This window comes from Rhodobium orientis, from assembly GCF_003258835.1.
Classification (GTDB): domain Bacteria; phylum Pseudomonadota; class Alphaproteobacteria; order Rhizobiales; family Rhodobiaceae; genus Rhodobium; species Rhodobium orientis.
On sequence record NZ_NPEV01000025.1, the window covers coordinates 43,035 to 69,659 of the forward strand.

General features: G+C 67.8%; 24 protein-coding genes. 20 read left to right on the plus strand and 4 right to left on the minus strand.

Features of this window, described 5'->3' with window-relative positions; translation table 11 throughout:
• Positions 1–27: 27 nt before the first annotated feature.
• Positions 28–516, plus strand: coding sequence for a hypothetical protein (locus CH339_RS24320; protein WP_146610169.1), 489 nt, complete (start codon positions 28–30; stop codon positions 514–516).
• Here CH339_RS24320 and CH339_RS12540 read toward each other — a convergent pair.
• The 3 genes from CH339_RS12540 to CH339_RS12550 are packed head-to-tail and all read right to left on the minus strand — an operon-like array spanning position 461 to position 2,804.
• On the minus strand, positions 461–1,807 hold the full coding sequence (locus tag CH339_RS12540) for a sensor histidine kinase (protein WP_111434699.1): 1,347 nt from the start codon (positions 1,805–1,807) through the stop codon (positions 461–463). The genes CH339_RS24320 and CH339_RS12540 overlap by 56 nt on opposite strands.
• Positions 1,804–2,466 carry a response regulator transcription factor gene (locus CH339_RS12545; protein ID WP_111434700.1) on the minus strand — a complete coding sequence of 221 codons (663 nt, stop codon included), beginning with the start codon at positions 2,464–2,466 and terminating at the stop codon, positions 1,804–1,806. The genes CH339_RS12540 and CH339_RS12545 overlap by 4 nt, the downstream gene beginning before the upstream one ends.
• Complete coding sequence (locus CH339_RS12550) at positions 2,466–2,804, minus strand: PepSY domain-containing protein (protein ID WP_111434701.1); 339 nt, start codon at positions 2,802–2,804, stop codon at positions 2,466–2,468. Before CH339_RS12550 ends, CH339_RS12545 begins: the two co-directional genes overlap by 1 nt.
• A 137-nt stretch (positions 2,805–2,941) precedes the next feature.
• On the opposite strand from CH339_RS12550, the gene CH339_RS12555 reads away from it, so the two are divergent.
• From CH339_RS12555 to menC, 19 genes are all read left to right on the plus strand, one after another.
• The gene (locus CH339_RS12555) at positions 2,942–3,238 is read left to right on the plus strand and encodes a PepSY domain-containing protein (protein ID WP_111434702.1); all 297 of its coding nucleotides are present in this window, start codon (positions 2,942–2,944) and stop codon (positions 3,236–3,238) included.
• A complete protein-coding gene (locus tag CH339_RS12560; RefSeq protein WP_111434703.1) occupies positions 3,238–3,891 on the plus strand; it encodes a cytochrome b/b6 domain-containing protein in 654 nt (217 codons plus the stop codon). Before CH339_RS12555 ends, CH339_RS12560 begins: the two co-directional genes overlap by 1 nt.
• Positions 3,892–4,045: 154 nt before the next feature.
• Positions 4,046–5,512 carry a cryptochrome/photolyase family protein gene (locus CH339_RS12565; protein WP_111434704.1) on the plus strand — a complete coding sequence of 489 codons (1,467 nt, stop codon included), beginning with the start codon at positions 4,046–4,048 and terminating at the stop codon, positions 5,510–5,512.
• A gap of 92 nt (positions 5,513–5,604) precedes the next feature.
• Positions 5,605–5,859 carry a YMGG-like glycine zipper-containing protein gene (locus CH339_RS12570; RefSeq protein ID WP_111434705.1) on the plus strand — a complete coding sequence of 85 codons (255 nt, stop codon included), beginning with the start codon at positions 5,605–5,607 and terminating at the stop codon, positions 5,857–5,859.
• Between the two features lie 39 nt (positions 5,860–5,898).
• Positions 5,899–6,483 (plus strand): exopolysaccharide biosynthesis protein, encoded by a 585-nt coding sequence (locus CH339_RS12575; protein WP_111434706.1) that lies wholly within the window; start codon positions 5,899–5,901, stop codon positions 6,481–6,483.
• Between the two features lie 31 nt (positions 6,484–6,514).
• Positions 6,515–7,546, plus strand: a complete 1,032-nt coding sequence (locus CH339_RS12580; protein ID WP_111434707.1) for a sodium:calcium antiporter — start codon at positions 6,515–6,517, stop codon at positions 7,544–7,546.
• A 66-nt stretch (positions 7,547–7,612) separates the two neighbouring features.
• Positions 7,613–8,500, plus strand: coding sequence for a LysR family transcriptional regulator (locus CH339_RS12585; protein WP_111434708.1), 888 nt, complete (start codon positions 7,613–7,615; stop codon positions 8,498–8,500).
• 92 nt (positions 8,501–8,592) lie between these two features.
• The gene (locus tag CH339_RS12590; RefSeq protein ID WP_420825892.1) at positions 8,593–9,075 is read left to right on the plus strand and encodes a formate dehydrogenase subunit gamma; all 483 of its coding nucleotides are present in this window, start codon (positions 8,593–8,595) and stop codon (positions 9,073–9,075) included.
• Positions 9,072–10,589, plus strand: coding sequence for a formate dehydrogenase beta subunit (locus CH339_RS12595; RefSeq protein WP_111434709.1), 1,518 nt, complete (start codon positions 9,072–9,074; stop codon positions 10,587–10,589). Before CH339_RS12590 ends, CH339_RS12595 begins: the two co-directional genes overlap by 4 nt.
• A gap of 32 nt (positions 10,590–10,621) precedes the next feature.
• On the plus strand, positions 10,622–13,483 hold the full coding sequence (gene fdhF, locus CH339_RS12600) for a formate dehydrogenase subunit alpha (RefSeq protein ID WP_201241010.1): 2,862 nt from the start codon (positions 10,622–10,624) through the stop codon (positions 13,481–13,483).
• Positions 13,484–13,487: 4 nt separating this feature from the next.
• Positions 13,488–14,324: a formate dehydrogenase accessory sulfurtransferase FdhD gene (gene fdhD / locus CH339_RS12605; protein ID WP_111434711.1), complete on the plus strand. Its 837-nt coding sequence runs from the start codon at positions 13,488–13,490 to the stop codon at positions 14,322–14,324.
• Positions 14,314–14,532, plus strand: a complete 219-nt coding sequence (locus CH339_RS12610; RefSeq protein WP_111434712.1) for a formate dehydrogenase subunit delta — start codon at positions 14,314–14,316, stop codon at positions 14,530–14,532. Before fdhD ends, CH339_RS12610 begins: the two co-directional genes overlap by 11 nt.
• 67 nt (positions 14,533–14,599) lie before the next feature.
• Positions 14,600–15,970, plus strand: coding sequence for a sigma-54-dependent transcriptional regulator (locus tag CH339_RS12615; protein ID WP_245408146.1), 1,371 nt, complete (start codon positions 14,600–14,602; stop codon positions 15,968–15,970).
• Between the two features lie 3 nt (positions 15,971–15,973).
• Positions 15,974–17,947, plus strand: a complete 1,974-nt coding sequence (locus CH339_RS12620; RefSeq protein ID WP_111434713.1) for a sensor histidine kinase — start codon at positions 15,974–15,976, stop codon at positions 17,945–17,947.
• Positions 17,948–18,202: 255 nt separating this feature from the next.
• Entirely contained in the window at positions 18,203–19,933 is a 1,731-nt protein-coding gene (locus CH339_RS12625; protein ID WP_111434714.1) for an OFA family MFS transporter, read from the plus strand.
• A gap of 320 nt (positions 19,934–20,253) precedes the next feature.
• Positions 20,254–21,606, plus strand: coding sequence for an isochorismate synthase (locus CH339_RS12635; protein ID WP_111434716.1), 1,353 nt, complete (start codon positions 20,254–20,256; stop codon positions 21,604–21,606).
• Entirely contained in the window at positions 21,603–23,264 is a 1,662-nt protein-coding gene (menD, locus tag CH339_RS12640) for a 2-succinyl-5-enolpyruvyl-6-hydroxy-3-cyclohexene-1-carboxylic-acid synthase (RefSeq protein ID WP_111434717.1), read from the plus strand. Before CH339_RS12635 ends, menD begins: the two co-directional genes overlap by 4 nt.
• 21 nt (positions 23,265–23,285) lie before the next feature.
• Positions 23,286–24,122, plus strand: a complete 837-nt coding sequence (gene menB / locus CH339_RS12645; RefSeq protein ID WP_111434718.1) for a 1,4-dihydroxy-2-naphthoyl-CoA synthase — start codon at positions 23,286–23,288, stop codon at positions 24,120–24,122.
• Entirely contained in the window at positions 24,122–25,186 is a 1,065-nt protein-coding gene (gene menC, locus CH339_RS12650) for an o-succinylbenzoate synthase (protein WP_111434719.1), read from the plus strand. The genes menB and menC overlap by 1 nt, the downstream gene beginning before the upstream one ends.
• Here the strand turns inward: menC and CH339_RS12655 are convergent.
• Positions 25,124–26,494 (minus strand): AMP-binding protein, encoded by a 1,371-nt coding sequence (locus tag CH339_RS12655; RefSeq protein ID WP_170138511.1) that lies wholly within the window; start codon positions 26,492–26,494, stop codon positions 25,124–25,126. The two genes, menC and CH339_RS12655, sit on opposite strands and share 63 nt — an antisense overlap.
• Between the last annotated feature and the right edge of the window lie 131 nt (positions 26,495–26,625).

Below are 26,625 nucleotides of genomic sequence, written 5' to 3' on the forward strand. Positions count from 1 at the left end.
TTTGAATTTCCAGCTTGGGGGAAGACAATGGACCAGCAAGAATTAATTAGAGAGATCGAATTACAGAACCTTGAATATAATAATCAGCGTGAAATTCAAAAACAAAAAGATAGAGCAGAAATTTCAAATCAACTAATAAAAGGAAATTTGATAATAAATGGTGGTGGTGCTGTATCTTTATTGGCATTTATTCAATCATTAATAGACAAAAATTCACCCTCAAATTTGCTTCAATGGGCTAGTTTGTCAATAATAGCATTCTGCTTAGGATTGGCGTCGTGTGGTGCTTCAAATTACTTAAGAGTCGAAGTTTCTCATCACGATAGAGACCCAGATAGCAAGAAGAAGAATAGGAGAATTTCTTTATCAAAATTCCTACAATATTTTCCAATTATATTATTCATGATAGGCTGCTCTCTATTTTCTTATGCAGTAATGTACGAATATAGTTCACCCGAGATCAGTCCAACACCCGCGGCATTACCAGACGGGCTTCCAGCCCCGGAGACGAATTAACAAGCGTCAGCCCGCCGCCGGCGGCCTCGGCGATTTCCGACGCGATGGCAAGGCCGAGCCCGCTGCCGCCGCCGGCCTCGTCGAGCCGCCGGCCACGCGCCGTCATCTCCTGAAGCCGCGCTTGCGGAATTCCCGGCCCGTCGTCGCAGAGCGAAAGGCGCACCATGTCGCCGTCTACGACGGCCTCAATCGCCACCACGCCCGCTGCAAACCGCGCCGCGTTCTCCGCCAGCGCGCCGAGCGCCTCGGAAAAGTCGCCCTCGTCGAGCGCAACGGCAAGCCCCGGCGCGACGTCGATACGCCAGTCGAGCCGCCCGCCATCGGGCGTCCGCCGCAGCACGGCAACGATCCGCTCGACCGCCTTCGCCACATCCGCGCGCGCCTTGAAGGCGTGCGCCGCCGCCCGCGCGCGCACCAGCTCGCGCTCCACATGGCGCTGCATGGACCGCACCACCTGATCGATGTCCTCGGCCGCCTCAATCTCGCCCCGCGCCCTGAGGCGCTCCGCCTCGCCGAGGAGCGCCTGCAGCGGCGTCTTCAGCCCGTGGGCAAGGTCGCCGGCCCGCGCCCGGGCCCGGGCAAGGTCCGCCTCGCGGGCATCGAGCAGCGCATCGATCTCGCCGGCAAGCGGGCGCACCTCCAGCGGCCAGTCGGCGCCCATCCGCCGCGCCGCACCGGAGCGCAGTTCCGTCACCCGGCGCCCAAGGCTCGCAAGCGGCCTGAGGCCGACAGCCATCTGCACCCAGCCGGCCGCGATCAGCACCAGGGCAAGCAGCGCCAGATAAGGAATGATGTCGGCAAGGAAGGCCTGCTCAGCGGCCTCAAGCTCGCGCGCGTCCATGGCGACCGCCGCCCGCGCCGGCCCGCCGCCGAGCCGGGCCGGAAGCGTCACGCTCCTCTCCAGCGTCAGCAGCGTCTCGCCGGAGGGGCCGGCAAGGTCGTGCCGGTGCACCTGGCCGTCGGCAAGATCGTCTTGTGGCAGCGGCAGCTCGGCGTCCCAGAGCGAGCGCGAGCGCAGCAGCCGGCCGTCGGCAGAAATCTGCCAGTAGAGCCCGGCATAGGGTTTTGAAAACCGCGGATCGGCCGGCGGCGTCGCCAGCACGAGGGCCCCGTCGCGGAGCGCAAGTCCGGAAAGCACCTGGTCGAGCTGAACGGAGAGCTCGGCCATGGCGCGCCGCTCCACATGGGTGCCGAAGAGCGCGACGAGGCCGGCCGCGGCCAACGCCAGCGCAACGACGACGGCGACCGCGCCGGCAAGCACCAGCCGCAGGCGCAGCGACAGCCGCCTCACGATCCGCCTTCCAGGAAATAGCCGAAGCCCCGCCTGGTGCAGATCGCGCCTGCGCCGAGCTTGCGCCGAAGGCGCGCGATCACCGCCTCAAGGGCGTTGGCTTCCCGCGCGTCCTCGTCGCCGTAAAGGTGTTCCAGGAGTTCGGACGCCGGCACGACCCGGTCGCGGTTCAGCATCAGATAGGCGACGAGCCGGTATTCCAGCGCCGTCAGCGACAGCGGAACGCCGCGCCGCGACACGGTCATCCGGTTGGTGTCGACGGTGAGGTCGCCGAGGCTGAGGATGGCGCTGCCGCGCCCGGCGGCCCGGCGCATCAGGGCGCGCGCCCGGGCGACCAGTTCCTCCATGCGGAACGGCTTCGGCAGGTAGTCGTCGGCCCCGGCCTCGATCCCCTCCACCCGCTCGCTCCAGGCGCCCCGCGCGGTCAGCACCAGCACCGGCATCTCCCGCCCGCCGGCACGCCAGCGCTTCAGCACGCTGAGCCCGTCCATGCCGGGAAGGCCGAGGTCGAGGACGACGAGGTCATAGTCCTCCGTGTCGCCGAGGAACCAGGCGTCTTCGCCGTCGCCGCAGGTCTCCACGCGGAACCCCGCGCCCTCCAGCGCCGCTTTCAGATCGGCCGCGATGCGGGCGTCGTCCTCGACGGCAAGCGCCCGCATCAGTCGTCCTCCCCGCCGCGCGAAAGAATCCGGCCGGTCGCCGCATCGACCTTGATCTCGCGCAGCCGGCCGCCCTCACTCAGCACCTCCAGCTCATAGACATAGCCCTCGTGGCGGCGCTCGAACTCCACCTCGATGACCCGCCCGCCGAGCTTGTCCCCGACGATCGCAAGGATGCGTGCCAGCGGCAGCACGTCACCGCGCCGGAGCGCCGCACGCGCTTCGTCGTGGTCGCGCTCCTCGTGGTGGTCGCGGTCGGCGAGCGCCGGAAGACCGATGGCGACCGGGGCGGCGGCGAGCGCGACAAGGAGCAGAAAGGGCGGGATCAGGCGTTTCATGGCCCGCCATCCTCTACCGCCGGCAAGCTGACAGCAAGCTGACAGAAGGCGTCAGGCCGCCGTCAGCGCGGCTGGGCGACAAAGACCCCATCGCAGCGGCACGACCGCCGCTGCAACCGGATGAAAAGGAGACCGACATGATCCGCAAGATGCTTCTGCCCGTGGCCCTTGCTGCCGCCACCGGCCTTGCCGCCGCCAGCGCTCAAGCGTCCGACGACGGCGACGAGATGGCGGCGTCCGCGCCGCGCGCCGAATGGATGAGCGTCGATGCCATCGCCGCCAAGCTGAAGGACAAAGGCTACACGGTCCGCGAGATCGAGGCCGAACGCAACGGCTACGAGGTCGAGATGACCAGCGCCGACGGCATGCGCGTCAAGGCCTATCTCGACCCGATGACCGGCGAGCCGATGGAGCGCCGGGGTGACCTCGACTGATGGCCGCGTCCGAGAGCAACGGCACGATCCGGGTCTGGGATCCCCTCATCCGGATCGGCCACTGGATCCTGGTGGCGGCCTTCGCCACCGCCTATCTCACCGAGGGCGAGCCGGAATGGCTGCACACCTGGGCCGGCTACGCCATCGTCGCGACGGTGCTACTGCGCATCGTCTGGGGCTTCGTCGGACCGAAGCGGGCGCGATTTTCCGATTTCGTCACCGGGCCCGGCCGCGTTGTCGCCTATCTGAAGGGCCTCGTCTCCGGCAAGGCGGAACGCCATATCGGCCACAGCCCGGCCGGCGGGGCGATGGCCGTCGCCCTCCTCCTCTGCCTTGCCGTCACCGCGGTGTCGGGCATGGGACGCCTTGCCGCCGAGGAAGGCCGCGGCCCGCTCGCCGGCATCGTTGCCGCCGCGCCCGCCACCGAAGGCATGCGCGTCCACGGCGAAAAGGCAGAACACGAGGAATATGGCGAGCGCGGAGAGCACGGTGAAGGCGACGAGGCCGAGGGCTTCTGGGCAGGGACCCACGAGATCGCTGCCAATTTGACCCTTGCCCTCATCATCCTGCACATCGCCGGCGTTCTTTTCGCCAGCTACGCCCACCGGGAGAATCTGGCCCGGGCGATGGTGACCGGCGCCAAGCGAGCCTGATGCCAGAACAACGAGATGTGGCACAGATCGGGGTCGCGGACATCCGCGGCCCCCGCATGCTTTTAGGGGAGCAAGTCCGGAACCGTCAGTGGTCCGGCGGGCGTTGTGTCACGTATCCGAGGGGACAACGAACCTCCCCTCCCGAAGGTGATCCATGTCCGCCGACACCGGTGCCCCCGTCCTCCTCTGGTTCCGCCGTGACCTGAGGCTCGCCGACAACCCCGCTCTTGCCGCCGCCATCGACACCGGCCGCCCGGTCGTGCCGGTCTATGTCCGCGATGACGAGGACGCCGGGGACCGGGCGCCCGGCGGTGCCTCGCGCTGGTGGCTCCATGGATCGCTGAAGGCCCTCGCCGACGATCTGGCCTCGCGCGGCAGCCGGCTGATCCTGAGGTCCGGCAAGGCAGCCGATGTCCTCGACGACCTGCTGCAAGAGACCGGCGCCACGTCCGTCTTCTGGAACCGCCGTTACGAGCCCTGGGCGACCGCCCGCGACGAGGCCATCAAGACCTCCCTGAAGGAGCGCGGCATCGCGGCGAAGAGCTTCAACGCCGCCCTCATCCGCGAGCCCTGGGAGATCCAGACCAAGGACGGCGGCCCCTACAAGGTGTTCACCCCGTTCTGGAAGGCGCTGCGCGGCCTCGGCGACCCAGACCGGCCCGAACCGGCGCCGGACCGCATCCCCGCGCCGGACGCCTTGCCCAAAACCGAAAACCTCGATGACTGGAAGCTGCCGCCCGAAAAACCCGACTGGGCCGGCGGCCTGCGCCATACCTGGACTCCCGGCGAGAAAGGCGCGCAGGAGCAGCTCGCCAGCTTCGTCGACGAGGCGGTGATGGCCTATGACGACAAGCGCAATTTCCCGGGCACCGACGGCACCTCGCGCCTGTCGCCGCATCTCCATTTCGGCGAGATCGGCCCGCGCCAGGTCTGGCATGCGGCGATCGCCGCCGGCATGTCGGCCACCGGCCAGCCGATGCCGAAGGGCGTGGAGACGTTCCTCTCGGAGATCGCCTGGCGCGAATTCTCTTATCACCTGCTCTATCACTTCCCGACCATCCCCAAAGAGCCGCTCCGCCCGGAATTTGCGGACTTCGACTGGAAGGACGACGCGGAAGGTCTGAAGGCCTGGCAGGAGGGGCGGACCGGCTATCCGATCGTCGATGCCGGCATGCGCGAGCTCTGGGCAACCGGCTGGATGCACAACCGGGTGCGCATGATCGTCGCCTCCTTTCTCGTCAAGGATCTCCTCGTCCACTGGCGCGACGGCGAAGCCTGGTTCTGGGATACCCTCGTCGACGCCGATCTCGCCAACAACACCGCGAGCTGGCAGTGGGTCGCCGGCTCCGGCGCCGACGCCGCCCCCTATTTCCGGGTCTTCAATCCGGTCCTCCAGGGCGAGAAGTTCGATCCGGACGGCACCTATGTCCGCCGCTGGGTGCCGGAGCTGAAGGACCTTTCCGGCAAGGCCGTCCACGCCCCCTGGACCGCACAGCCGCTCGAACTGAAAGAAGCCGGAATCGCGCTCGGCCGCGACTACCCCGAACCCATCGTCGACCACGCGGTTGCCCGCAAGCGGGCGCTGGAGCGCTATCAGCGCATGAAGGACGGGAACGACTGATCCGGTAACCCTGTCGCGCAAAGAATCGCATTCGGCATGAAACTTTTTTCGCCGCCGCGAATTGCTCTTGCGACAACCGGAGGAGAAATCCCATGAAGAAAGTGATCCTGCCTGCCCTTGCCGCTCTGATGATCGCCGGCTGCACGACCACCGAACAGGGCGCCGTCGTCGGTGGCGCATCGGGCGCCGCGATCGGTGCCGCGACCAGCGGAACCATGGGCGGCGCCGTCGCCGGCGGTGCCATCGGTGCCGTTGCCGGCGGCCTCATCGGCCGTGCCGCCGAGCCGGGCTGGTGCTACTACCGCGACCGCTACGGCCGCCGCTATCGCGCCCGCTGCGACTACTGATCGCAAAGTGGCCGGAGCCGACAAGAGAGATGGGCGCCTGTGAGTGAGGGCGCCTATTCCATCACCGCGGTGCTCGACAGGACCTGCGAGATCGCGTCAGGCGAAGAGGTTTCCGTCGATGAGACGGTGACCTCCCTCGGCGCGGCGTCCCAGAGCGCGTTGATCCTGCTGCCGGCGCTGCTGGCGATCACGCCGCTCAGCGGCATTCCCGGAGCGTCGAGCTTTTTCGGGCTGACGATCGCCCTCGTTTCCCTGCAGATGCTCATCGGCCGGGACCACGTCTGGCTTCCCGGCTGGATCCTGAGGCGTCGGATATCCAGCGACAAGCTGAAGAGCGCTCTCGGTTTCTTGCGCCGTCCAGCGCGCTTCGTCGACCGCTACACCAGGGAACGTCTGCACCTGCTGATGAGCCCGCCGGCGCGGTCCCTGCTGCAGGCCGCATGCGTTGCCTGCGGCCTCGTCATGCCGTTCCTGGAAGTCATCCCCTTCACCTCGTCGATCGTTGCCGGGGCAGTCACGTTGTTCGCGGCCGCCCTCGTCGTCCGTGACGGGCTTCTGGCGGCAGGGGGAATTGTCGTCCTGTGCGTCGCCGCGACGGTGGTGGTCAGCGTCGTTACCCAATAAGCTCGCAAAAAAGCGCTCAAGAAAGGCACCCATGCTGGCCGACCTGAGCACTCCCACAATCGCCGCCGTGATGGCCGCTGCCGCGGCGGTCATTCTGCTGTGCGGCCTGCGCATGACGACGCTTGCCGACCGCATCGCCGACCGCACCGGCCTCGGAGAGGCGCTGATCGGCGGCGTCCTTCTCGGCGCCGCGACGTCGCTCTCCGGCGCGGTCGTCTCCCTGACCTCCGCGCTCAACGGCCACGCTTCGCTCGCCTTTGCCAACGGCATCGGCGGCATCGCCGCCCAGACCGCCTTTCTCGCCGTTGCCGACCTCGTCTATCGCCGCGCCAACCTGGAACACGCCGCGGCGGAACTCGCCAACGTCTTCCAGTGCGGGCTCCTGATCCTGCTGCTGGCAATCCCGTTCCTGGCGTCGACGACGCCGGAAATCACCCTCTTCGCGATCCATCCGCTGTCCTTCGCGATCCCGGCGATCTATGTCGCCGGCATCGTCGCCACGCGGCGCGTGCGCGAATACCCGATGTGGCAGCCGATCTCGACCGACGAGACGCGTGAGGACAGGCCCGAGGACGAGGACGACGCCCGACAGAGCCCGGTCGGCCTCATCGCCACCTTCGCCGTCCTCGTCGTGTTCCTGGCGGGCGCCGGCTGGACCATCGCGCGCTGCGGCGTCACGCTCTCCGACCGGCTCGGCCTGTCCGAGACCCTCGTCGGCGCCCTGATGACGGCGGTCATCACCTCCCTGCCGGAGCTGGTGACGACGCTGGCCGCCGTGCGCCGTGGCGCCCTGCAGCTTGCCGTCGGCGGCATCATCGGCGGCAACAGCTTCGACACCCTGTTCCTGACGATCTCCGACGCCGGCTACCGCGAGGGCTCGATCTACCACGCCGTCGGCAATTCGGACTTCTTCTGGAACGCCGTCGGCCTCGTCATGACCGCCGTCCTGCTCCTCGGCCTGTTGCTGCGCCAGAAGGAGGGCACGGCACGCATCGGCTTTGAAAGCCTTTTGCTCTTCCTCATCTTCGGTGGCGCCATCGGCCTGCAGGCGCTGTGGGGGTAGCTTTCAGCCATTCCCGATCCCATGCGTTTCCGCTATTGATCGAAATGCTTTCGATAGGGATCTGCTATGCTCGCCAAGCTGGAAATGCTGCTCGCGCTCGCCAAGGAGCAACATTTCGGCCGCGCCGCCCACAGCCTCGGCATCACCCAGCCGACCCTGTCGGCCGGCATCCGCCAGCTTGAGGAACAGCTCGGCGTCAAGCTGGTCCAGCGCGGCTCGCGTTTCGGCGGCCTGACCCCGGAGGGCCAGCGCGCCCTCGTCTGGGCACGCCAGATCGTCGGCGATTCACGGCGCCTGCGCGACGAGATGCGGTTTTCCAAGGAGGGTCTTTCCGGGCACCTGCGCCTTGCCGCCATCCCGACGGCATTGACCTGGGCCGCCAGGCTGACGTCCCACTTCACCGAAAAGCACCCCAATGTCAGCTTTACGGTCCTGTCGCGCTCCTCCATCGACATCCTGGCGATGCTGGAAAACCTCGATATCGACGCCGGCATCACCTATCTCGACAACGAGCCGCTCGGCCGCGTCGCCGCCGCCTCGCTTTACCGCGAGCGCTACGTCGTCATCTGCCCGGCCGACCACGCGCTCGCCATCCGCAGGCGACTGACCTGGAGCGACCTCTCGGGCGTCCGCCTCTGCCTTTTGACGCCGGACATGCAGAACCGGCGCATCATCAACCGCAACTTCATGGAGGCCGGCGTCGAGCCCGCCGCGCTGGTGGAATCCAACTCCACCATCGTGCTCGTCAGCCATGTGGTCGAGGGCGGCTTTGCCACCATCCTGCCGACTGACCTCGCCCGCTTCCTCGCCGTCGGCCGCGACCTGGCGCTCGTGCCGGTCGCCGACGGCGCCTTCGTGCCGACCGTCGGCCTCGTCGCCCTGCACCACGAACCCTACACGCCGGTGTTCGAGGCATTGCAGAAAATGGCCCGCTCGATCGCCGATCCGTCCTGACCTTTGATAGATATTTTCTATCGATCAACGGAATTCATGTATTGATATTCAAATAATTGATCGGGCAAATTGTCGCAAAAGACAATCGGGAGATGAAGATGTCCGAGGAGTACCCGCAGCCGACGGCTGAGGGCGTTCGATCATTGATCGAGGCCCGCATGCATCTGGAAGGCCCGATGCTGCCGATCGTTCACGCCATCCAGGCTGAGTACGGTTATGTGCCGGAGATGGCGCTGCCGCTGATCGCCGATGCGTTGAACCTGACAGCCGCCGAGGTCCACGGCGTCGTCTCCTTTTACCACGACTTCCGCCACGCCCCGACCGGACGGCATGTCGTAAAAATCTGCCGCGCCGAGGCCTGCCAGGCTTCCGGCGGCACGGCGATCGCCGAACATACCCTGAAGAAGCTCGGTATCGACTGGAATGGCACCACGGAGAACGGCGCCGTCACCGTCGAGCCGGTCTATTGCCTGGGCCTGTGCGCCTGCGGACCGGCGGCGATGGTCGACGGGACGGTCGTCGGCCGCGTCGACGACGCGCGCATGGACAAGCTCCTGGCGGAGGCCGGCGCATGAGGATCTACGTTCCCCTTGACGCCGCCGCCAAGGCGCTCGGCGCCGACGACGTCGCCGCCGAAATCCGCCGCGAGGCCGACGCCCGCGGCCTCGACATCGAGATCGTGCGCAACGGTACCCGCGGCATGGTCTGGCTGGAGCCGCTGGTGGAAATCGAGGACGAGGCCGGCCGGCGCGGCTATGGACCCCTCACCACCGACGACGTCCCCGCCCTCCTCGACGGCACGCTAGAGACCCTCGGCGACGTCGAAAAGATCCCCTTCTTTGCCCGCCAGACCCGGCTCACCTTCGCCCGCTGCGGCCTGATCGATCCGCTCAACATCGAGGATTATGAGGCCCATGGCGGCCTTGCCGGCCTCAGGCGTGCGATTGGCATGAGCTCCGAGGACATCGTCGAGGAGGTCAAGACCTCCGGCCTTCGCGGCCGCGGCGGCGCGGGCTTTCCGACCGGCGTAAAATGGGAAACGGTCCTCCACGCCAAGGGCGCCCAGAAATACATCATCTGCAACGCCGATGAGGGCGACAGCGGCACCTTCGCCGACCGCATGATCATGGAGGGCGATCCCTTCGTCCTCATCGAGGGCATGGTGATCGCCGGCCTCGGCGTCGGCGCCACGAAGGGCTATATCTACAGCCGCTCCGAATACCCCGATGCCAACGCCATCTTTGCCAAGGCCATCGACATCGCCCTTGAGCGCGGCCTCGTCGGACCGGACGTGCTCGGCTCCGGCCGCCGGTTCGATCTGGAACTGCGCATCGGCGCCGGTGCCTATGTCTGCGGCGAGGAAACCTCGCTGATGAACTCGCTGGAGGGAAAGCGCGGCGTGGTGCGGGCAAAGCCGCCGCTGCCGGCCTATCGCGGCCTTTTCAACAGGCCGACGGTCGTCAACAACCTGCTCTCCCTCGCGACCATCCCGGCAATCTTCGAAAAGGGCGCCGAACACTACGCCGATTTCGGCCTCGGCCGCTCCAAGGGCACGATGCCGATCCAGATCGCCGGCAACGTCAAATATGGCGGCCTCTTCGAGACCGCCTTCGGCATGCCGCTCGGCGAGTTGATCAACGAGATTGCCGGCGGCACCGCCTCCGGCCGGCCGGTCAAGGCCGTGCAGGTCGGCGGCCCCCTCGGCGCCTACATGCCTCGGGAGAAATTCGACACCCCATTCGGCTATGAGGAATTCGACGGCCAGGGCGGCCTCATCGGCCATGCCGGCATCGTCGTCTTCGACGACACGGTCGACATGCTACAGATGGCCCGCTTCGCCATGGAGTTCTGCGCCATCGAGAGCTGCGGCAAGTGCACGCCCTGCCGCATCGGCGCCGTCAGGGGCGTCGAGACCATCGACCGCATCGCCCATGGCGACCCGGACGCGCCTGCGCTCCTGGCCGACCTCTGCGAGACCATGCGCGGCGGCTCGCTCTGTGCGCTCGGCGGCTTCACGCCGTTCCCGGTGATGTCGGCGCTCACCCATTTCCCCGAAGATTTCTCAGCAGCACGGGAGGCCGCAGAATGACCAGACCGACGACGCTCCCCAACGACCGCGACATGAGCACCCCGGAACGGCACGGCGCCCCGGTGACCGTCACCATCGACGGCTTCGAGATCACCGTGCCGAAGGGCACCAGCGTGCTGCGCGCCGCCGCCGAAGGCGGCATCCAGATCCCCAAGCTCTGCGCCACGGACTCCATCGAGGCCTTCGGCTCCTGCCGGCTCTGCGTGGTGGAGATCGAGGGCAAGCGCGGCACGCCGTCCTCCTGCACCACTCCCGTCGCCGAGGGCATGGTGGTCCGCACCCAGACGGAAAAGGTGAAGAAAATCCGTAAAGGGGTGATGGAGCTCTACATCTCCGACCACCCGCTCGATTGCCTCACCTGCTCCGCCAACAACGACTGCGAACTGCAGGACATGGCCGGCATGGTGGGCCTGCGCGACGTGCGCTACAAGCCCGCGAACGGCAACGGGCTCGCCAACCATTTCACGCCGCGCGAGGCCTCCGGCGAGGCCAACGCGCTTTACATCCCGAAGGACGAGTCCAACCCCTATTTCACCTACGATCCGTCCAAATGCATCGTCTGCTCGCGCTGCGTCCGGGCCTGCGAGGAGGTGCAGGGCACCTTCGCCCTGACCATCGAGGGCAAGGGCTTCGACAGCCGGGTCTCGCCGGGCATGGGCAGCAACGACTTCCTGTCGTCGGACTGCGTCAGTTGCGGCGCCTGCGTCCAGGCCTGCCCGACCGCGACCTTGCAGGAAAAGTCCGTCGACAAACTCGGCACGCCGGAACGCGCCGTCGTCACCACCTGCGCCTATTGCGGCGTCGGCTGCTCCTTCAAGGCCGAGCTCAACGGCGACGAACTGGTCCGCATGGTCCCCTATCGCGACGGCAAGGCCAATCGCGGCCATAGCTGCGTCAAGGGCCGCTTCGCCTGGGGCTACGCCAACCACAAGGACCGCATCCTCAACCCGATGATCCGCGACACCATCGACGAGCCCTGGCGCGAGGTCTCCTGGCAGGAGGCCATCGGCTTTGCCGCGGCGCGGCTCCGGAGCCTCCAGGAACGCCACGGTCAGAAGTCCATCGGCGTCATCACCTCGAGCCGCTGCACCAACGAGGAGACCTTCCTCGTCCAGAAACTCGCCCGCGCCGTCTTCGGCAACAACAACACCGACACCTGCGCCCGCGTCTGCCATTCGCCGACCGGCTACGGCCTCGGCCAAACCTTCGGCACCAGCGCCGGCACCCAGGATTTCGACAGCGTCGAAGCCTCCGACGTCGTCATCGTCATCGGCGCCAACCCGACCGACGGCCACCCGGTCTTTGCCTCGCGGCTGAAGAAGCGGCTGCGCCAGGGCGCAAAGCTGATCGTCATCGACCCGCGCCGCATCGATCTGGTGCGCTCGCCCCACATCAGGGCGTCCCACCACCTGGCGCTCCGCCCCGGCACAAACGTCGCCGTCGTCACCGCCCTTTCCCACGTCATCGTCACGGAAGGCCTCTTTGACGAGACCTATATCCGCGAGCGCTGCGACTGGGACGAGTTCCAGGACTACGCCGCCTTCGTCTCCGAGGATCGCCACAGCCCGGAGGCCGTGGAAACCCTGACCGGCGTACCGGCCGAAGAACTCCGCGGCGCCGCGCGCCTGTTCGCCACCGGTGGCAACGGCGCGATCTATTACGGCCTCGGCGTCACGGAACACAGCCAGGGCTCGACCACCGTCATGGGCATCGCCAACCTCGCCATGCTGACCGGCAATGTCGGCCGCAAGGGCGTCGGCGTAAACCCGCTGCGCGGCCAGAACAACGTGCAAGGAAGCTGCGACATGGGCTCGTTCCCGCACGAGCTTCCCGGCTACCGCCATGTCAAGCTGCCGGAGGTCCGCAAGATCTTCGAGGACGCCTGGGGCGTTCCGATCGACCCCGAACCGGGCCTAAGAATCCCCAACATGCTGGACGCCGCCGTCGACGGCTCCTTCAAGGGGCTCTACTGCCAGGGCGAGGACATTCTGCAGTCCGATCCCGACACGCACCACGTCGCGGCAGGCCTCGCAGCGATGGAATGCGTCATCGTCCACGATCTGTTCCTGAACGAGACCGCCAACTACGCCCACGTCTTCCTGCCGGGCTCCACCTTCCTGGAAAAGGACGGCACATTCACCAATGCCGAGCGCCGCATCAACCGCGTCCGCAAGGTGATGGCGCCGAAGAACGGCTATGCCGACTGGGAGGTCACCCAGTTGCTGGCGAACGCCATGGGCGGCCGCTGGACCTACCAGCATCCGGCCGAGATCATGGAAGAAATCGCCGCGACCACCCCATCGTTTGCCAACGTCACCTACGACCTCCTGGAAGAAAAGGGCTCGGTGCAATGGCCCTGCAACGATACAAAGCCGGAGGGAACACCGCTGATGCATGTGGACGGGTTCGTGCGCGGCAAGGGCCGATTCATCGTCACCGAATACTTGGCGACGGACGAAAAGACCGGGCCGCGCTTCCCGCTCTTGCTGACCACCGGCCGCATCCTCTCCCAGTACAATGTCGGCGCCCAGACGCGGCGCACCGACAACGTCGTCTGGCACGAGGCGGACGTCCTGGAGATCCATCCGCACGATGCGGAGCAGCGCGGCGTTGCCGAGGGCGACTGGGTCCGGCTCGCCTCCCGCTCCGGCGAGACGACCCTCAAGGCCAAGATCACGGACAGGGTCAGCCCCGGCGTCGTCTACACCACCTTCCACCACCCGGACACCCAGGCCAATGTGGTGACCACCGACTTCTCCGACTGGGCCACCAACTGCCCGGAATACAAGGTGACGGCGGTGCAGATCGCACCGTCCAACGGCCCGAGCGACTGGCAGGAGGACTATGCGGCACAGGCGGAGCGCGCCCGCCGCATCGTCCATGCCGCGGAGTAGCGACATGGCAGCCCGCACAACCCGCAGCCATGCTGCCCGCAGCCTCCCCGGCATCGCCGTGCAGCCGACCGCAAGGCGCGGCGTGATGCGCAGCCTGCCGGACGAGGAGCCGGTCGCCATGGTCTTCGACGGCACCACCTACGCCGTGCTGATGGCGACGCCGGCCGATATCGAGGACTTTGCCCTCGGCTTTGCGCTCTCCGAAGGGATCGTCGAGACGCGGGACCAGATCGCCGAACTGACGGTGCTGGAACACGACAACGGCCTGGAAGCCCGGTTCTGGCTCGCCGCAGACCGCTCGAAAGCCCTCACGGCACGGCGCCGGGCGATGACCGGACCCATCGGCTGCGGGCTTTGCGGCATCGACAGCCTGGAAGAAGCCCTGCGCCCGCTCCCGGTGCTGCCTGAAGGCGGCCCGGTGTTCTCCGCCGCCGAAGTGGCTGAAGCTACGGAGGCGCTACGCGCTCTGCAGCCGCTGCACGACCAGACCCGCGCGGTCCATGCCGCCGGCTTTCTCGTTCCCGGCAAGGGCATCGTCCTCGCCCGCGAGGATGTCGGCCGCCACAACGCCCTCGACAAGCTGATCGGCGCGCTCAATGCCGCCGGCATCGATGCCGCCACCGGCGCCGTGGTGCTCACCAGCCGGGTCTCGGTGGAGATGGTGCAAAAGACGGTGGTTGCCGGAGCGCCGGTTCTCATCGCCGCCTCCGCGCCGACCGCCCGCGCCCTGAAACTTGCCGAGGACGCCGGCCTCACCCTTGCTGCCTTTGCCCGCGCCGGCGGCTTCGATCTCTACGCCGCGCCAGAACGCATCGTCGACGGAGACCCCGATGTCGCCTGAAAAAATGGTCCATATGGCCAACCAGATCGCCGGCTTCTTCAAGAGCCAGCCGAGTGCCGACCGGGCGGAAAAAGTCGCCGCCCATATCAACGATTTCTGGGAGCCGCGCATGCGCTCCCAGCTCGCCGACTACGTGGCATCCGGTGGCAAGGGCCTCGACCCGCTGGTGCTCCAGGCCATGGAACAGGTGCGGGTTCCCGTCGATTGAGAAAGGGGGCTGTATCCAGTCCCCTCTTCCGCCAATATGGCGGCGGAGGAAACAGGAACCCATACCCGTGAGGGACACAAGGAACGATACCAAGACCCAGCTCACCGACAGGTTGGAGCAGGCGAGCGTCCTTGTCGTCGATGACGAGCCGGGGATGCGCAATTTCCTCGTCAAGACGCTGGCGCCCTATTGCCAGTTCGTGGCCGAGGCCGCCGAGGCCGAGGCGGCGGGCGCGCTGCTTGCCGAACGGCATTTCGACGTCATGATCCTCGACAACATGATGCCCGGCCGCAAGGGCATCGACTGGCTGGCCGAGCAGCGCTCGAAGGGCGGCTTCACCGACACCATCATGGTCACCGCCTTCGCCGACCTGGAAACGGCGATCGAGGCGATGCGGGCCGGCGCCGCCGACTTCGTCTTGAAGCCGTTCCGCTCCAACCAGCTCCTCAACGCGGTGCGCCGCTGCATCCAGATGGCGCAGCTCCGCCGCGAGAACATGTTGTTGAGGCGCGAGCTGGAAAGTGCCGATATCGGCCGCCGCCGCCGGCACCAGTTGATCGGCAGCTCGCCGGCCATCGTCGCCGTGCGCGAGACGCTTTCCCGCATCAAGGACGTGACGACGCCGGTGCTGATCACCGGCGCCTCGGGCACCGGCAAGGAGGTGGCGGCACGGCACCTGCACGCGGCGTCCAACCGCGCCGGCATGCCGTTCGTGCCGATCAACTGCGCGGCGATCCCCTCCGACATGATCGAGATCGAGCTGTTCGGCCACGTTCCCGGCGCCTTTCCGGGGGCCAAGGGCCCGCGCGAGGGGCTGCTGCCGTCGGCCCAGGGCGGCACGGTGTTCCTCGACGAGGTGACCGAGCTCGACGCCTCGGCGCAGTCGGCGCTGCTGCGCGTGCTCGACGACGGCATCGTCCGGCCGGTCGGCACGGAGCGCACCATCCAGCTCGACCTGCGCTTCGTGCTCGCCACCAGCAAATGGCTGGAACAGGAGGTCGCCGAGGGCCGCTTCCGCGAGGACCTCTTGTTCCGCATCAACGTTGTCGAGATACGGATGCCGCCGCTCGCCAAGCGTGAGACCGACGTCGTGGAGCTGGCCGAGCTGTTCCTGACCGAGATCGCCGCCCGGCTCGGCCTGCCGCCGCTTGAGATCGATGCCGCGGCGCGCGCGGCCATGCTGCGCTATGACTGGCCCGGAAACATCCGCGAATTGCGCAATTTCATCGAGCGCTCGCTGATCTTCGGCCGCTTCCCGCTGGAGACGCTGGCGCCGGTGTCCCAGGACGGCGATCAGATCGAGCCGCTCGACCAGGTCGAGCGCCGCCTGATCCTGCGCGCCCTGGAAGCCGTCGGCGGCAACCGGTCGGAGGCGGCGCGGCGCCTCGGCGTGTCGCGCAAGACCATCGACCGGAAATGCACGGCCTGGGGGATTTAGGCCATGCTGCCGCGGGTGTTCCGCTCGGTACGGGTCCGGCTCCTGGTCATCGCGCTGCTGCCGATGCTGGTGCTGCTGCCGGTGATGCTCGGCAGCACGATGCTGCGCTGGTCCGGCAAGATCGACGACATCCTGATCGCCAAGGTCAATGGCGACCTCACGATCGCCGACCAGTATCTCGGCCGGCTGTTGGAAAATTCCGGCGAACGGCTCGACGCGCTGGCCCAGTCGGTGGCGCTCCAAGCGGTGCTGGGCGACGCAGCGGCGCGGGCGGCCTTCATCGAGGAAAAGCGCCGGGCGCTCGGGCTCGATTTTCTTTACCTGACGACGGGGCGCGCCGGCCCCGGCGGCTTTGAGGTCGGCGCTTGGCCTGTGGTGCGCGACGCCCTCGCCGGCCGGCGCCGCAGCGTCGTCGATATTTTCGGCCCCACCGAACTGGACGCGCTGTCGCCGGGACTTGCCGAGCGCGCGGCGATCCGGCTGGTGGAGACGCGGGCAGCAGTCCCGACCGAGCGCACGGCGGAGACCCGCGGCATGGTCATCCATTCCGCCGCCCCCGTCGCGCTTGCCGACGGCAGCCGGGCCGCCCTCGTCGGCGGGCTGCTGCTCAACCGCAACCTCGATTTCATCGACACCATCAACGCCCTCGTCTACCGCGAGCGCAGCCTGCCGGAGGGCAGCCAGGGCACCGCGACCCTGTTCCTGGAGGACGTGAGGGTCTCCACCAATGTGCGCCTGTTCGAGAACGTGCGCGCGCTCGGCACGCGGGTGTCGGCGGCGGTGCGGGCGCGGGTGCTGGGCGAGGGACAGGTCTGGCTCGACCGCGCTTTCGTCGTCAACGACTGGTACATCTCAGGCTACGAGCCGATCGTCGACAGCCACGGCAAGCGCGTCGGCATGCTCTATGTCGGCTTCCTGGAAGCGCCGTTCCAGCAGGCCAAGACCACTTCGGTGCTGGCCCTGACGCTGGTCTTCCTGCTCATCGCGGCGCTGTCGGTGCCGATCTTCCTGCGCTGGGCCGGCCGCATCTTCCTGCCGCTCGAACGCATGACCCAGACCATTGCCCGGGTCGAGGCCGGCGACCTCGACGCCCGCAACAACGTGCATGACGGCGACAACGAGATCACCCGGGTGGCGGGGCATCTTGACGGGCTTCTGGACCAGCTCCAGGAGCGCGACCGGCAGCTTCGCGACTGGGCCGGCCAGCTCAATCAAAAAGTGGAAGAGCGCACCAAGGACCTCAAGGAGACAAATCGCAAGCTGGAACGCGCGACCGAGCGGCTGATCATGTCAGAAAAGCTTGCCGCCGTCGGCGAGATCACCGCCGGCGTCGCCCACGAGATCAACAACCCGATCGCCGTCATCCAGGGCAACCTGGAAGTGGCCCGCACCCTGCTCGGCGACGAGACGGACAAGGTCAAGACCGAATTCCGCCTGATCGACGATCAGGTCTACCGCATCGGCTCGATCGTCTCCAAGCTGTTGCAGTTCGCGCGGCCGTCGGAATATTCCGGCGCCGCCAACGTCATCTCGCCGGCCGAGGTGGTGCAGGACTGCCTGGTGCTCACCCGGCACCAGACCGAGGCGGCGGAGATCGAGACGGTGACCGATTTCACCTCGGACCGCTCCGTGCTGATGGCGCGCACCGAATTGCAGCAGGTGGTCGTCAACCTGGTCCTCAACGCCGTCCACGCCATGCCGGACGGCGGCCGGCTGACGCTCCAGGTCCGCGATGCCGAAGACGGCGCCAGGGGCGTCGCCATCGTCGTCGAGGACAGCGGTATCGGCATGCCTCCCGACACGCTGAAGCGCATCTTCGATCCGTTCTTCACCACCAAGCAGGCCCAGGGCACCGGCCTCGGCCTCTCGATTAGCCAGACGCTGGTGTCGCGCGCCGGCGGACGCATCACGGCGGCCTCGACGCCCGGCCAGGGCAGCCGCTTCACAATTTTTCTCCCCGAAAGCGAAAACGCCTGATTTGGACAAAATGTCGCACTTACGCGCATGCCGTGCGGACGGAATGGACAAGATGTCGCAATTGACCCGGCAGAGCCACTTTCAATCGGCCGTATTGTCCATCTAACCTATTGTATTATTTATATAATTTTATTGACAGATCAAGGCATCTCCGGCCAAGAATCCGCCGATGCGTGCAATGACACGTTGTCGCAAACGGCAGCCGACGGGCCTCCGCCCGCCAGGAGCTGCCGATCAACAAGGGAGGAAAGGCTCATGAGCAACGCCCATTCCGGCGGCGCGCCGGGGTTCCTGCGCAAGGAACACATCGTCGCCAAGCCCGGCTTCAATCGCTGGCTGGTTCCGCCGGCGTCCATCGCCATCCATCTGTGTATCGGGTCCGTCTACGCCTGGTCCGTGTTCAATCCCGCGCTGACCCGCGAACTCGGCGTCGTCGCCCCGGCGGCAGATGACTGGAACCTGAGTTCGGTGGTCTGGATCTTCTCCGTCGCCATCGTTTTCCTCGGCCTCGCCGCGGCCTTCGCCGGCAAATGGCTGGAAGACGTCGGCCCGCGCATGGTCGGCGTCGTCGCCGCGTTCCTGTGGGGCGGCGGCTTCGTCATCGGCTCCTTCGGCATCATGACGCACCAGCTCTGGCTGATCTATCTCGGCTACGGCGTCCTCGGCGGCTGCGGCCTCGGCCTCGGCTACGTCTCGCCGGTCTCGACCCTGATCCGCTGGTTCCCGGACCGGCGCGGCATGGCGACCGGCATGGCCATCATGGGCTTCGGCGGCGGCGCCATGATCGCCGCCCCGGTCAAGGGCTGGCTGCTCGCCCTCTATGCCAAGGCGCCGGAATATCTCGGCGCCCGCGACGCCATCGACACCGTCGTCGAGGGCGGCCGGGTGTTCGCCACGACGGCCGCCGGCAAGGTCGAGGTGGTGATCGCCTCGGCGCAGCAGGCGGCGAACCTCCCGGGCGGCGGCGAAGCCGGCGTCTATGCCGTCGGCACCGGCAACACCGGGGCGGCGGCGACCTTCCTGACCCTTGGCATCGTCTATTTCATCGTCATGGTCATCGCCGCCTTCAGCTACCGCGTACCCGCCGAGGGCTGGAAGCCGGAAGGCTGGCAGCCGAGCCCGGTCGCCTCCGGCATGATCACCCACAAGAACGTCCATATCGACCAGGCGCTGAAGACGCCGCAGTTCTGGCAGCTCTGGATCATGCTGTGCTTCAACGTCACGGCGGGCATCGGCGTCATCGGCGTCGCCAAGACGATGATGTCGGAGATCTTCGGCACCACGATGCCGCTGGTGGTGACGGCGGCCTTCGCCTCGACCTACGTGCTGATGATCTCGGTCTTCAACATGGTTGGCCGGTTCTTCTGGGCCTCGACCTCCGACTATATCGGACGCAAGGCCACCTATATGTGCTTCTTCGTCCTCGGCACCCTGCTCTACCTGTCGATCCCCTACTTCGCCACTGAGGGAGCGTCGGACCCGTCGATGATCTACCTGATCGGCTTCTACGCGGCGACCATGGTCATCTTCTCCATGTATGGCGGCGGCTTTGCCACCGTGCCGGCCTATCTCGCCGACATGTTCGGCACCATGCATGTGGGCGGCATCCACGGCCGCCTGCTGACCGCATGGTCGACGGCCGGCGTGCTGGGGCCGCTGGCGATCACCTCGCTGCGCCAGATGTCGGTGACCAACGCCATCCAGGATCTGGGAGCCAAGGTCGATCCGGCCGCCTTTGCCGAGAAGTTCGGCGCGCCGATCGCCCAGCTCGAGGAACTGGTGGCGGCAAAGACGGTGACCATCGCCAAGCTGATGGAAATCGCGCCGGCCGGCACCGTCGATCCGACGCCGAGCCTCTACAACACGACCATGTACGTCATGGCCGCGTTGCTGGTGATCGCCTTCTTCGCCAACCTGTTCCTGAAGCCGGTGAAGGAGCATCACCACCACGACGAGCCCGAGCTCGCCGCCATCCCGGTGGAGTGAAACGGAGCGGGGCGCCTCTCACGAGGCGTCCCGTTTCCCATTCGGCCCGGTCTGCCGGACCCTTGGGACCGGTTTTCCCGATCTTGCCCGATCGCAATCCGATGCCGCCGGTTGATCCCGGCGGCATCGCCGTTTGCGGCGGCGCCCATGCCGGTGCCCCTGGCCCGCTGATGCGTCCGACCACGGAAAAGCTGCGGGTTCCCGCCGAACAGGCCCGAGCCGGCCGCGCGGGTCGTCGCGTCGCATGTGTCAACATGTTTTGACACTTACCCCCGTTTCTGAGTAAAGCGGATAGGACGCTTTTTCATGCAGCGACGCCGATGCCCGTTTCCAATCTGCTCGACCGGACCCCTCTGCCCATCCCGCGCGCCGATCCGCTGGCGCCGCTGGAACATGCGATTTCCGCGGCCATGGACGCCATTGCGGCCGTGCCCGCCGGGCGACTCGTCAGCCTGACCGTCGACCTGCCGAACGGTCTTCCCTCCATCCATCCCGGTGGCGACTGCCGCTGGCTGTCGCCCGATGCCGACTGCGCGCTATATGCGGCCGGAGAAGCGTTCCGCATCGCCCTTGCCGATCCGGACGCCTTCGAGGCCCATCGCACCGCCTGGACCGCCCTCGGCGCGGTCGACGCCTCGCCGCTTGCCTTCTGGACCATGCCGCCGGCCCTCGACCCGGCCCTGCCGGAACTCTGGGTGCCACGCGTGCTGCTGCGGCGCGGGCAAGGCCGCACGACCCTGACGGTGAGCCTCTTGCGCGGCGCGGTCCCCGTTCCTGTCGCCGCCCTGCGCTGGCTGGAAGACGCCCGCACCCTCCTGGACGGCGGAACTGAGGGCGGCTTCCCGGCGATTGCCGCCCGCATCCCCGGCTCCGACCTTGCCGACTGGTCCGACCGCGTTTGCCGCACCACGGCTGCGATCGCCGAGGGACGGCTGGCAAAGGCCGTTCTCGCCAGAAAACTCACGGTCCGCCTCGCCGGCCGCGCCGATGCCAGGGCGCTGGCCGACCGGCTGGCGACGCTGCACCCATCCTGCGCGACCTTCTGCCTGCCGCACGGCGCCGGCCATGTGGTGGCGGCGAGCCCGGAGCGGCTGGCCGTGAAGCGCGGATCGCGGATTTCCAGCGCCGCCCTCGCCGGCACCACGCGGCGCCATGCGTCTCCCGTGGCCGATGAGAAGGCCGCCACCGACCTCCTCGCCTCACCGAAGGAGCGCGAAGAACACGCCATCGTCGCCGACGCCATCGCCGAGGTGCTGACCGAGGTCTGCGAGACCGTCGAGCGGCCGGACGCCCCCGCCATCATGCGGCTGCGCCAGGTCCAGCACCTGTGGACCGAGATTTCCGGCCACCTGAAGCCCGGCACCGGCTTCCTCGATGTCGCCTCACGCCTCCACCCGACGCCGGCCGTGCTCGGCGCCCCGCGAAAGGCCGCCCTCGACTGGCTCGGCGAAATGCAGGAGAACCGTGACGGCCTCTATACCGGCGTTGCCGGCTGGATCGACCGCAACGGCGACGGCGAGGCGGCAATGGTGCTGCGCTCCGCCTATGTGGAGGACCGCACCGCCGTGCTCTGGGCCGGCGCCGGCATCGTCGCCGGCTCCGATCCGGGCCGCGAGTGGACCGAGACCGACCTAAAGCTCTCCACCCTCCTCAATCTCTTTGCCGAGCCATGAGTGAGGCGGCCGACGTCACTTTCCGCTGGGCCGCAGCGCTCATCGGCGGCCTTGCTAGCGCCGGCGTCACCCGCGCCGTGATCTCGCCAGGCTCGCGCTCGACGCCACTGACCCTGGCGGCCCTCCGCCATCCCGCCATCGCCTGCCGCATGGTGCTCGACGAACGGGTCGCGGCCTTCCACGCCCTCGGCCTCGCCAAGGCGGAGCAAAAACCCGCCCTCCTCATCGCCACCTCCGGCTCCGCCATCGCCAACTGGCTGCCGGCGGTCGTCGAGGCCGACATGGCGCGGGTGCCGCTGATCCTTCTTTCCGCCGACCGGCCGCCGGAGTTGCAGGACTGCGGCGCCAACCAGACCATGGACCAGATCGGCCTTTTTTCAAGCCACGCCCGCGCCTTCCACCCCTTGCCGCCGGCCGAAGCGGAGACCGGCTGGCTCACGCCCTTTACCGCCCGCGTCGTGACAGAGAGCCTGGCGCCGCTTGCCGGCCCGGTGCACATCAACGTGCCGCTGCGCGAGCCGCTGGTGCCCTCGGCCGATATCGGCATCCCGCAAACAGCGACGCCGCCACAGGTGCTGGCGCCGACGCAAGAACCCTCCTCGACAGCGCTCGAGGCCCTCGCGTCGGTCATCGCCCAGGGCCGCGGCGCCATCGTCTGCGGCACGGAGGACCTCGGCGCCGAAGGCCGCGCAGCCGTCCTCGACCTCGCAGGACGGCTCCAGGTGCCGGTCTTCGCCGATGCCCTCTCGGGCCTGCGCTTCGACCCCCGTGCCGGCGCCGCCGTCCTCGCCCATCCCGATCAGGTTTCCCGCAGCGCCGATGCCGCCGACTGGATCCTGCGCCTCGGCGGCACGCCGATCTCCCGCGCCCTGTCCGACTGGCTGAAGAAAGCGAATGGTCGCCCGCAGATCGTCGTCGGCTCCTCGCCCCGCATCGCCGACCCGGAAGGCACGGCCACCCATGTCCTTACCGCCGACGCCGCAACCCTCTGCCGCAGCCTCGGCGGCCCGCCGGCGCCGGCACACTGGCTCAAGACCTTCCAGGTCGCCGACAAGGCCGCCGCGATAGCCGCCGCGACCGCCTCTGCCGACGACACCCCCTTCGAGGGCACGGTCCTGCGCCGGCTTGCCCGCGCCCTGCCGTCCGACACGCCGCTCGTCATGGCCAATTCCCTGCCCGTGCGCGCCCTCGACTGGCTCGCCGGCCGCCCCTCCTCCGGCATCCGCCTTTTCGGCAGCCGCGGCGTCAGCGGCATCGACGGCACGATGTCGGCCGCCTTCGGCATCGCCAGCGCCCTCGGGCCCACCGTCGCCGTCGCCGGCGACCTCGCCTTCCAGCACGACCTCGGCGCCCTTGCTCTCGGGTCCGACCTGCCGCTTGTGATCCTCGTCCTCGACAATGGCGGCGGCGCCATCTTCGACCACCTGCCGCAGACCGTGCTGCCGGAGTTCGAGGAAGGCTGGCTGACGCCCTCGACCCTCGACATCGTTGCCGCCGCCCGCTCCTTCGGCATCGAAGCCGAAACCGTCCGTTCCAACGACGCGGCCGTTTCCGCCGTTCTCGCGGCGCTCCAAAAACCCGCAGCCACCGTCATCCGCCTGCCGATCGACCGCGCAGCGAGCATCGCCCGCTTCCGCGCCTTCTTTGCCGCCCGATAACAACAAAGGGAGAAAGCCCCAATGACTACAGAAACCTTCGACTGGCGCCCCGTTCCCGGCACCGAGTTCTCCGACATCCTGTTCGACACGTTTGAGGGCATCGCCCGCATCACCATCAACCGGCCGCACGTCCACAACGCGTTCCGGCCGGAGACCCTGGAAGAGATCATGGTCGCCCTGCAAAAGGCCCGGCTCGACCCGGAGGTCGGCGCGGTGATCCTGTGCGGCGCCGGCACCGAGGCCTTCTGCTCCGGCGGCGACCAAAAAATCCGCGGCGAGGACGGCGGCTACAAGGACACTACCGGCGTCAACCATCTCAACGCCCTCGACCTGCAGCGCATGATCCGCACCCTGCCGATGCCGGTCGTCGCCATGGTCGCCGGCTGGGCGATCGGCGGCGGCAACGTGCTGCACCTCGTCTGCGACCTGACGATCGCCGCCGACAACGCCCGCTTCGGCCAGACCGGCCCGCGCGTCGGCAGCTTCGACGGCGGCTTCGGCGCCGGCCTGATGGCGCGCACGGTCGGCCTGAAGAAGGCCAAGGAGATCTGGTTCCTGTGCCGGCAATACGACGCGAAGGAGGCGCTGGAAATGGGCCTCGTCAACACCGTCGTGCCGCTCGCCGAACTGGAGCTCGAGACCGTCGCCTGGTGCCGCGAGATGCTGGTGTTGTCGCCGACGGCGCTGCGCGTGCTGAAGGCCGGCTTCAACGCCGACACGGACGGGCTCTCCGGCATCCAGGAGCTCGCCGGCAACGCCACCGCGCTCTACTACATGACCGCCGAAGGCCAGGAGGGCCGCAACGCCTTCAACGAAAAGCGCAAGCCCGATTTCGCCCGCTATCCGCGCCGGCCCTGATGCGGATCGCCGGCATCGCGGTCCACCCCTACGCCCTGCCGCTCGTCCGGCCCTGGGCGGCCGCACGCACGACGCTCTACGAGCGCCGCGGACGGTTGATCGCGGTGACGGGCGAGGATGGCACCACCGGCTGGGGCGACTGCGCCCCGCTGCCGAGCTCCGGCGAAGCCGGCCACGCGAAGGCATTCGCGGCCTTGGCCGAAGCGGCACGCAGTCTTACAGCGCGCGATACGGCGGAGCTGCTCGCCGACGGCAGCGAGCTGTCGCCCGTTCCGGAGGTTCGCTGGGCTGTCGAGACGGCGCTGTTCGACCTGGAAGCCCGGCGCAAAGGCGTGCCGCTCGCAAGGCATCTAAGGGCGGACGCAGGCGCCAGCGTTGCGGTCAATGCGGCGCTGGGCCCGCTCGACGACGGCTGCGCGGACCGCGCCGAGGCGGCAGCAGACGCCGGCTTCGCGGTCGCCAAGATCAAGGTCGGTATCGGTTCGGTCGACGATGAATTAGCCGGCTTAGAAAAAGTCATCGAGGCGGCAGACGGCCGGCTTTCGTTTCGCCTCGACGCCAACCGTGCCTGGGCCGAGGCGGACGCGACGCGGTTCCTGACGGCCATCGCCGACTGGCCCATCGACGGCGTCGAGGAGCCGCTCGCCGCGCCGACGTCTGATGCGCTGGCGGACCTTCAGGCCGACCTGCCGTTCCCGCTGGCCGCCGACGAGTCCCTGCCCATGCTCGGCGCCGATGCGCTCCTGGAGGCCGGTGCCGTGCGCCGCTTCGTGGTCAAACCCGCCCGCCTCGGCGGCATCAGCGCGACCCTGTCGCTGGCCGAAAAGGCCCGGGCGGCCGGCGTCGAGCTGGTGCTGACCTCGGTGGTCGATTCCGCCGTCGGCGTGACCGCCGCCGCCCACCTTGCCGCGAGCCTTCCGGAACACGCCGTGCATGGCCTCGCCACCCTCGGCTGGCTCGCGCGCGATGTGGCGCAGGGCCCGGCGATCAAGAACGGCCGGCTAATCCTTCCCAGCCGCTCCGGCCTCGGTCTCGACATCGGCGGCGAGGCGCTTGAGGGCTGAGCGGTCCGGCTTGCCGTTGGCCAGTTCCGGTAGCAAGTCGACCTTCAGCGCCGCCCGCGGCCGCATCGCGCTCGCAACATTCTCCCGGCACCAGGAAAGCACCGCGCCGGGCGTCGCCGTCCCCTTGTAGATCACCACCACAAGCTCCCCCCAGACGGGGTCCGGCCGGCCGGCAATGGCAACCGCATCGACGCCCGGACATGCCGCAACCAGCCCCTCGACCATCGCCGGCAGCAGCTTCTTGCCGGCGCTGACAATGACGTCGTCGGCCCGACCGAGAATAGTGAGGCCTTCGGGGACGATCTCGGCGAGGTCGGCGGTGACGAACCAGCCATCCTCCAAGCCCTCGCCCGGAAGAAGGTCCGGATTGGCGTAGCCCGCCATCAGCATCGGTCCACGCACCTTCAGCCGGCCGTCCGGATCGAGCGCCACCTCCGCGCCGGGAAGCGGCGGTCCGACATTGCCGACGCTCCACGGTCGCGGCAGCGTTTTCAACGTCGCTATCTGCGACGCCGTCTCGCTCATGCCATAGGTCGGCTGCACTGGCCAACCGAGATCGGCCGCGCGCTCCGCCAATTCGCTTGAGAGCGCGGCGCCGCCGACGAGCACATGTTTCAAGGCCGCCGGCGGGGCCCCGAGATCGCACAGCCGGGAGAGCATTGCCGGCACGAGGGAGAGATGGGTGACGCGACCCGCCCCGAGCGCTGACGACACCCGCTCCGCCTCGAATCGTTCGTGGATCAGTGCGGTTGCCCCGGCGAGCGCGCATCGCGTGAGGATCGAAAACCCGCCGATATGAAAAAGCGGCAGGCAGGCGAGCCAGACGTCGCCGGACCCGAGCGCCGTTGCGGCCTCGCTCGCCTTTGCGGCGGCAACAAGCGCCGCGCCGGTCAGCATCACGGCCTTGGGCCGCCCCGAACTGCCACTGGTCGCGATCAGGAGCGCGATGCCCTCGGGCGGACGCCAGGGGACTTCCGCTCCGGCCAGACACGCAAGGATATCGGCGACGGGCACATATGCACGGCCCGCCACCGGCGCATCGGAGACGACGAGGTCGACACCGGCTTGGCCGAGGAGGTCGGCAATCGCGTCCTTTGGCAGGTTCGGGTCGATCGGAAAGAGCGGAGCCGGCAGCAGCGGCGCGGCGTAGGCGAGGATCGCGATGGCGGCCGCCGAAGACGTGACGACGGCGACCGGCCGGCCCGACGCCGCGCCGCCGTCCCGCAACACATCGGCCGCCGCCTCCGCCCGCCGCGACAGGGTTGGGGCGGTGATGTCGTTCGTTCGCTCCGCACTATCGTCGGTCAATTCCGGGTCCTCTTCGCCGCAACGAGACGATATGTCGGCGTTGCGTTCAAGTCGAACATCAGTCGATCGCGGAATGCCGGTAGGATCGCAAAGGGGCACATCCGTCATCGGGAGGAGGCCGAAAGGCCGAC

What these genes read in the sequence shown, in the direction of transcription:
- menC (WP_111434719.1), top strand. Translation starts at nt 24,122, where the DNA reads ATGCGGATCGCCGGCATCGCGGTCCACCCCTACGCCCTGCCGCTCGTC.
- CH339_RS12560 (WP_111434703.1), top strand. Translation starts at nt 3,238, where the DNA reads ATGGCCGCGTCCGAGAGCAACGGCACGATCCGGGTCTGGGATCCCCTC.
- CH339_RS12550 (WP_111434701.1), bottom strand. Translation starts at nt 2,804, where the DNA reads ATGAAACGCCTGATCCCGCCCTTTCTGCTCCTTGTCGCGCTCGCCGCC.
- CH339_RS12545 (WP_111434700.1), bottom strand. Translation starts at nt 2,466, where the DNA reads ATGCGGGCGCTTGCCGTCGAGGACGACGCCCGCATCGCGGCCGATCTG.
- CH339_RS12555 (WP_111434702.1), top strand. Translation starts at nt 2,942, where the DNA reads ATGATCCGCAAGATGCTTCTGCCCGTGGCCCTTGCTGCCGCCACCGGC.
- CH339_RS12625 (WP_111434714.1), top strand. Translation starts at nt 18,203, where the DNA reads ATGAGCAACGCCCATTCCGGCGGCGCGCCGGGGTTCCTGCGCAAGGAA.
- menB (WP_111434718.1), top strand. Translation starts at nt 23,286, where the DNA reads ATGACTACAGAAACCTTCGACTGGCGCCCCGTTCCCGGCACCGAGTTC.
- fdhF (WP_201241010.1), top strand. Translation starts at nt 10,622, where the DNA reads ATGAGCACCCCGGAACGGCACGGCGCCCCGGTGACCGTCACCATCGAC.
- CH339_RS12590 (WP_420825892.1), top strand. Translation starts at nt 8,593, where the DNA reads ATGAAGATGTCCGAGGAGTACCCGCAGCCGACGGCTGAGGGCGTTCGA.
- CH339_RS12595 (WP_111434709.1), top strand. Translation starts at nt 9,072, where the DNA reads ATGAGGATCTACGTTCCCCTTGACGCCGCCGCCAAGGCGCTCGGCGCC.
- fdhD (WP_111434711.1), top strand. Translation starts at nt 13,488, where the DNA reads ATGGCAGCCCGCACAACCCGCAGCCATGCTGCCCGCAGCCTCCCCGGC.
- CH339_RS12585 (WP_111434708.1), top strand. Translation starts at nt 7,613, where the DNA reads ATGCTCGCCAAGCTGGAAATGCTGCTCGCGCTCGCCAAGGAGCAACAT.
- CH339_RS12635 (WP_111434716.1), top strand. Translation starts at nt 20,254, where the DNA reads ATGCCCGTTTCCAATCTGCTCGACCGGACCCCTCTGCCCATCCCGCGC.
- CH339_RS12580 (WP_111434707.1), top strand. Translation starts at nt 6,515, where the DNA reads ATGCTGGCCGACCTGAGCACTCCCACAATCGCCGCCGTGATGGCCGCT.
- CH339_RS24320 (WP_146610169.1), top strand. Translation starts at nt 28, where the DNA reads ATGGACCAGCAAGAATTAATTAGAGAGATCGAATTACAGAACCTTGAA.
- CH339_RS12610 (WP_111434712.1), top strand. Translation starts at nt 14,314, where the DNA reads ATGTCGCCTGAAAAAATGGTCCATATGGCCAACCAGATCGCCGGCTTC.
- menD (WP_111434717.1), top strand. Translation starts at nt 21,603, where the DNA reads ATGAGTGAGGCGGCCGACGTCACTTTCCGCTGGGCCGCAGCGCTCATC.
- CH339_RS12620 (WP_111434713.1), top strand. Translation starts at nt 15,974, where the DNA reads ATGCTGCCGCGGGTGTTCCGCTCGGTACGGGTCCGGCTCCTGGTCATC.
- CH339_RS12565 (WP_111434704.1), top strand. Translation starts at nt 4,046, where the DNA reads ATGTCCGCCGACACCGGTGCCCCCGTCCTCCTCTGGTTCCGCCGTGAC.
- CH339_RS12570 (WP_111434705.1), top strand. Translation starts at nt 5,605, where the DNA reads ATGAAGAAAGTGATCCTGCCTGCCCTTGCCGCTCTGATGATCGCCGGC.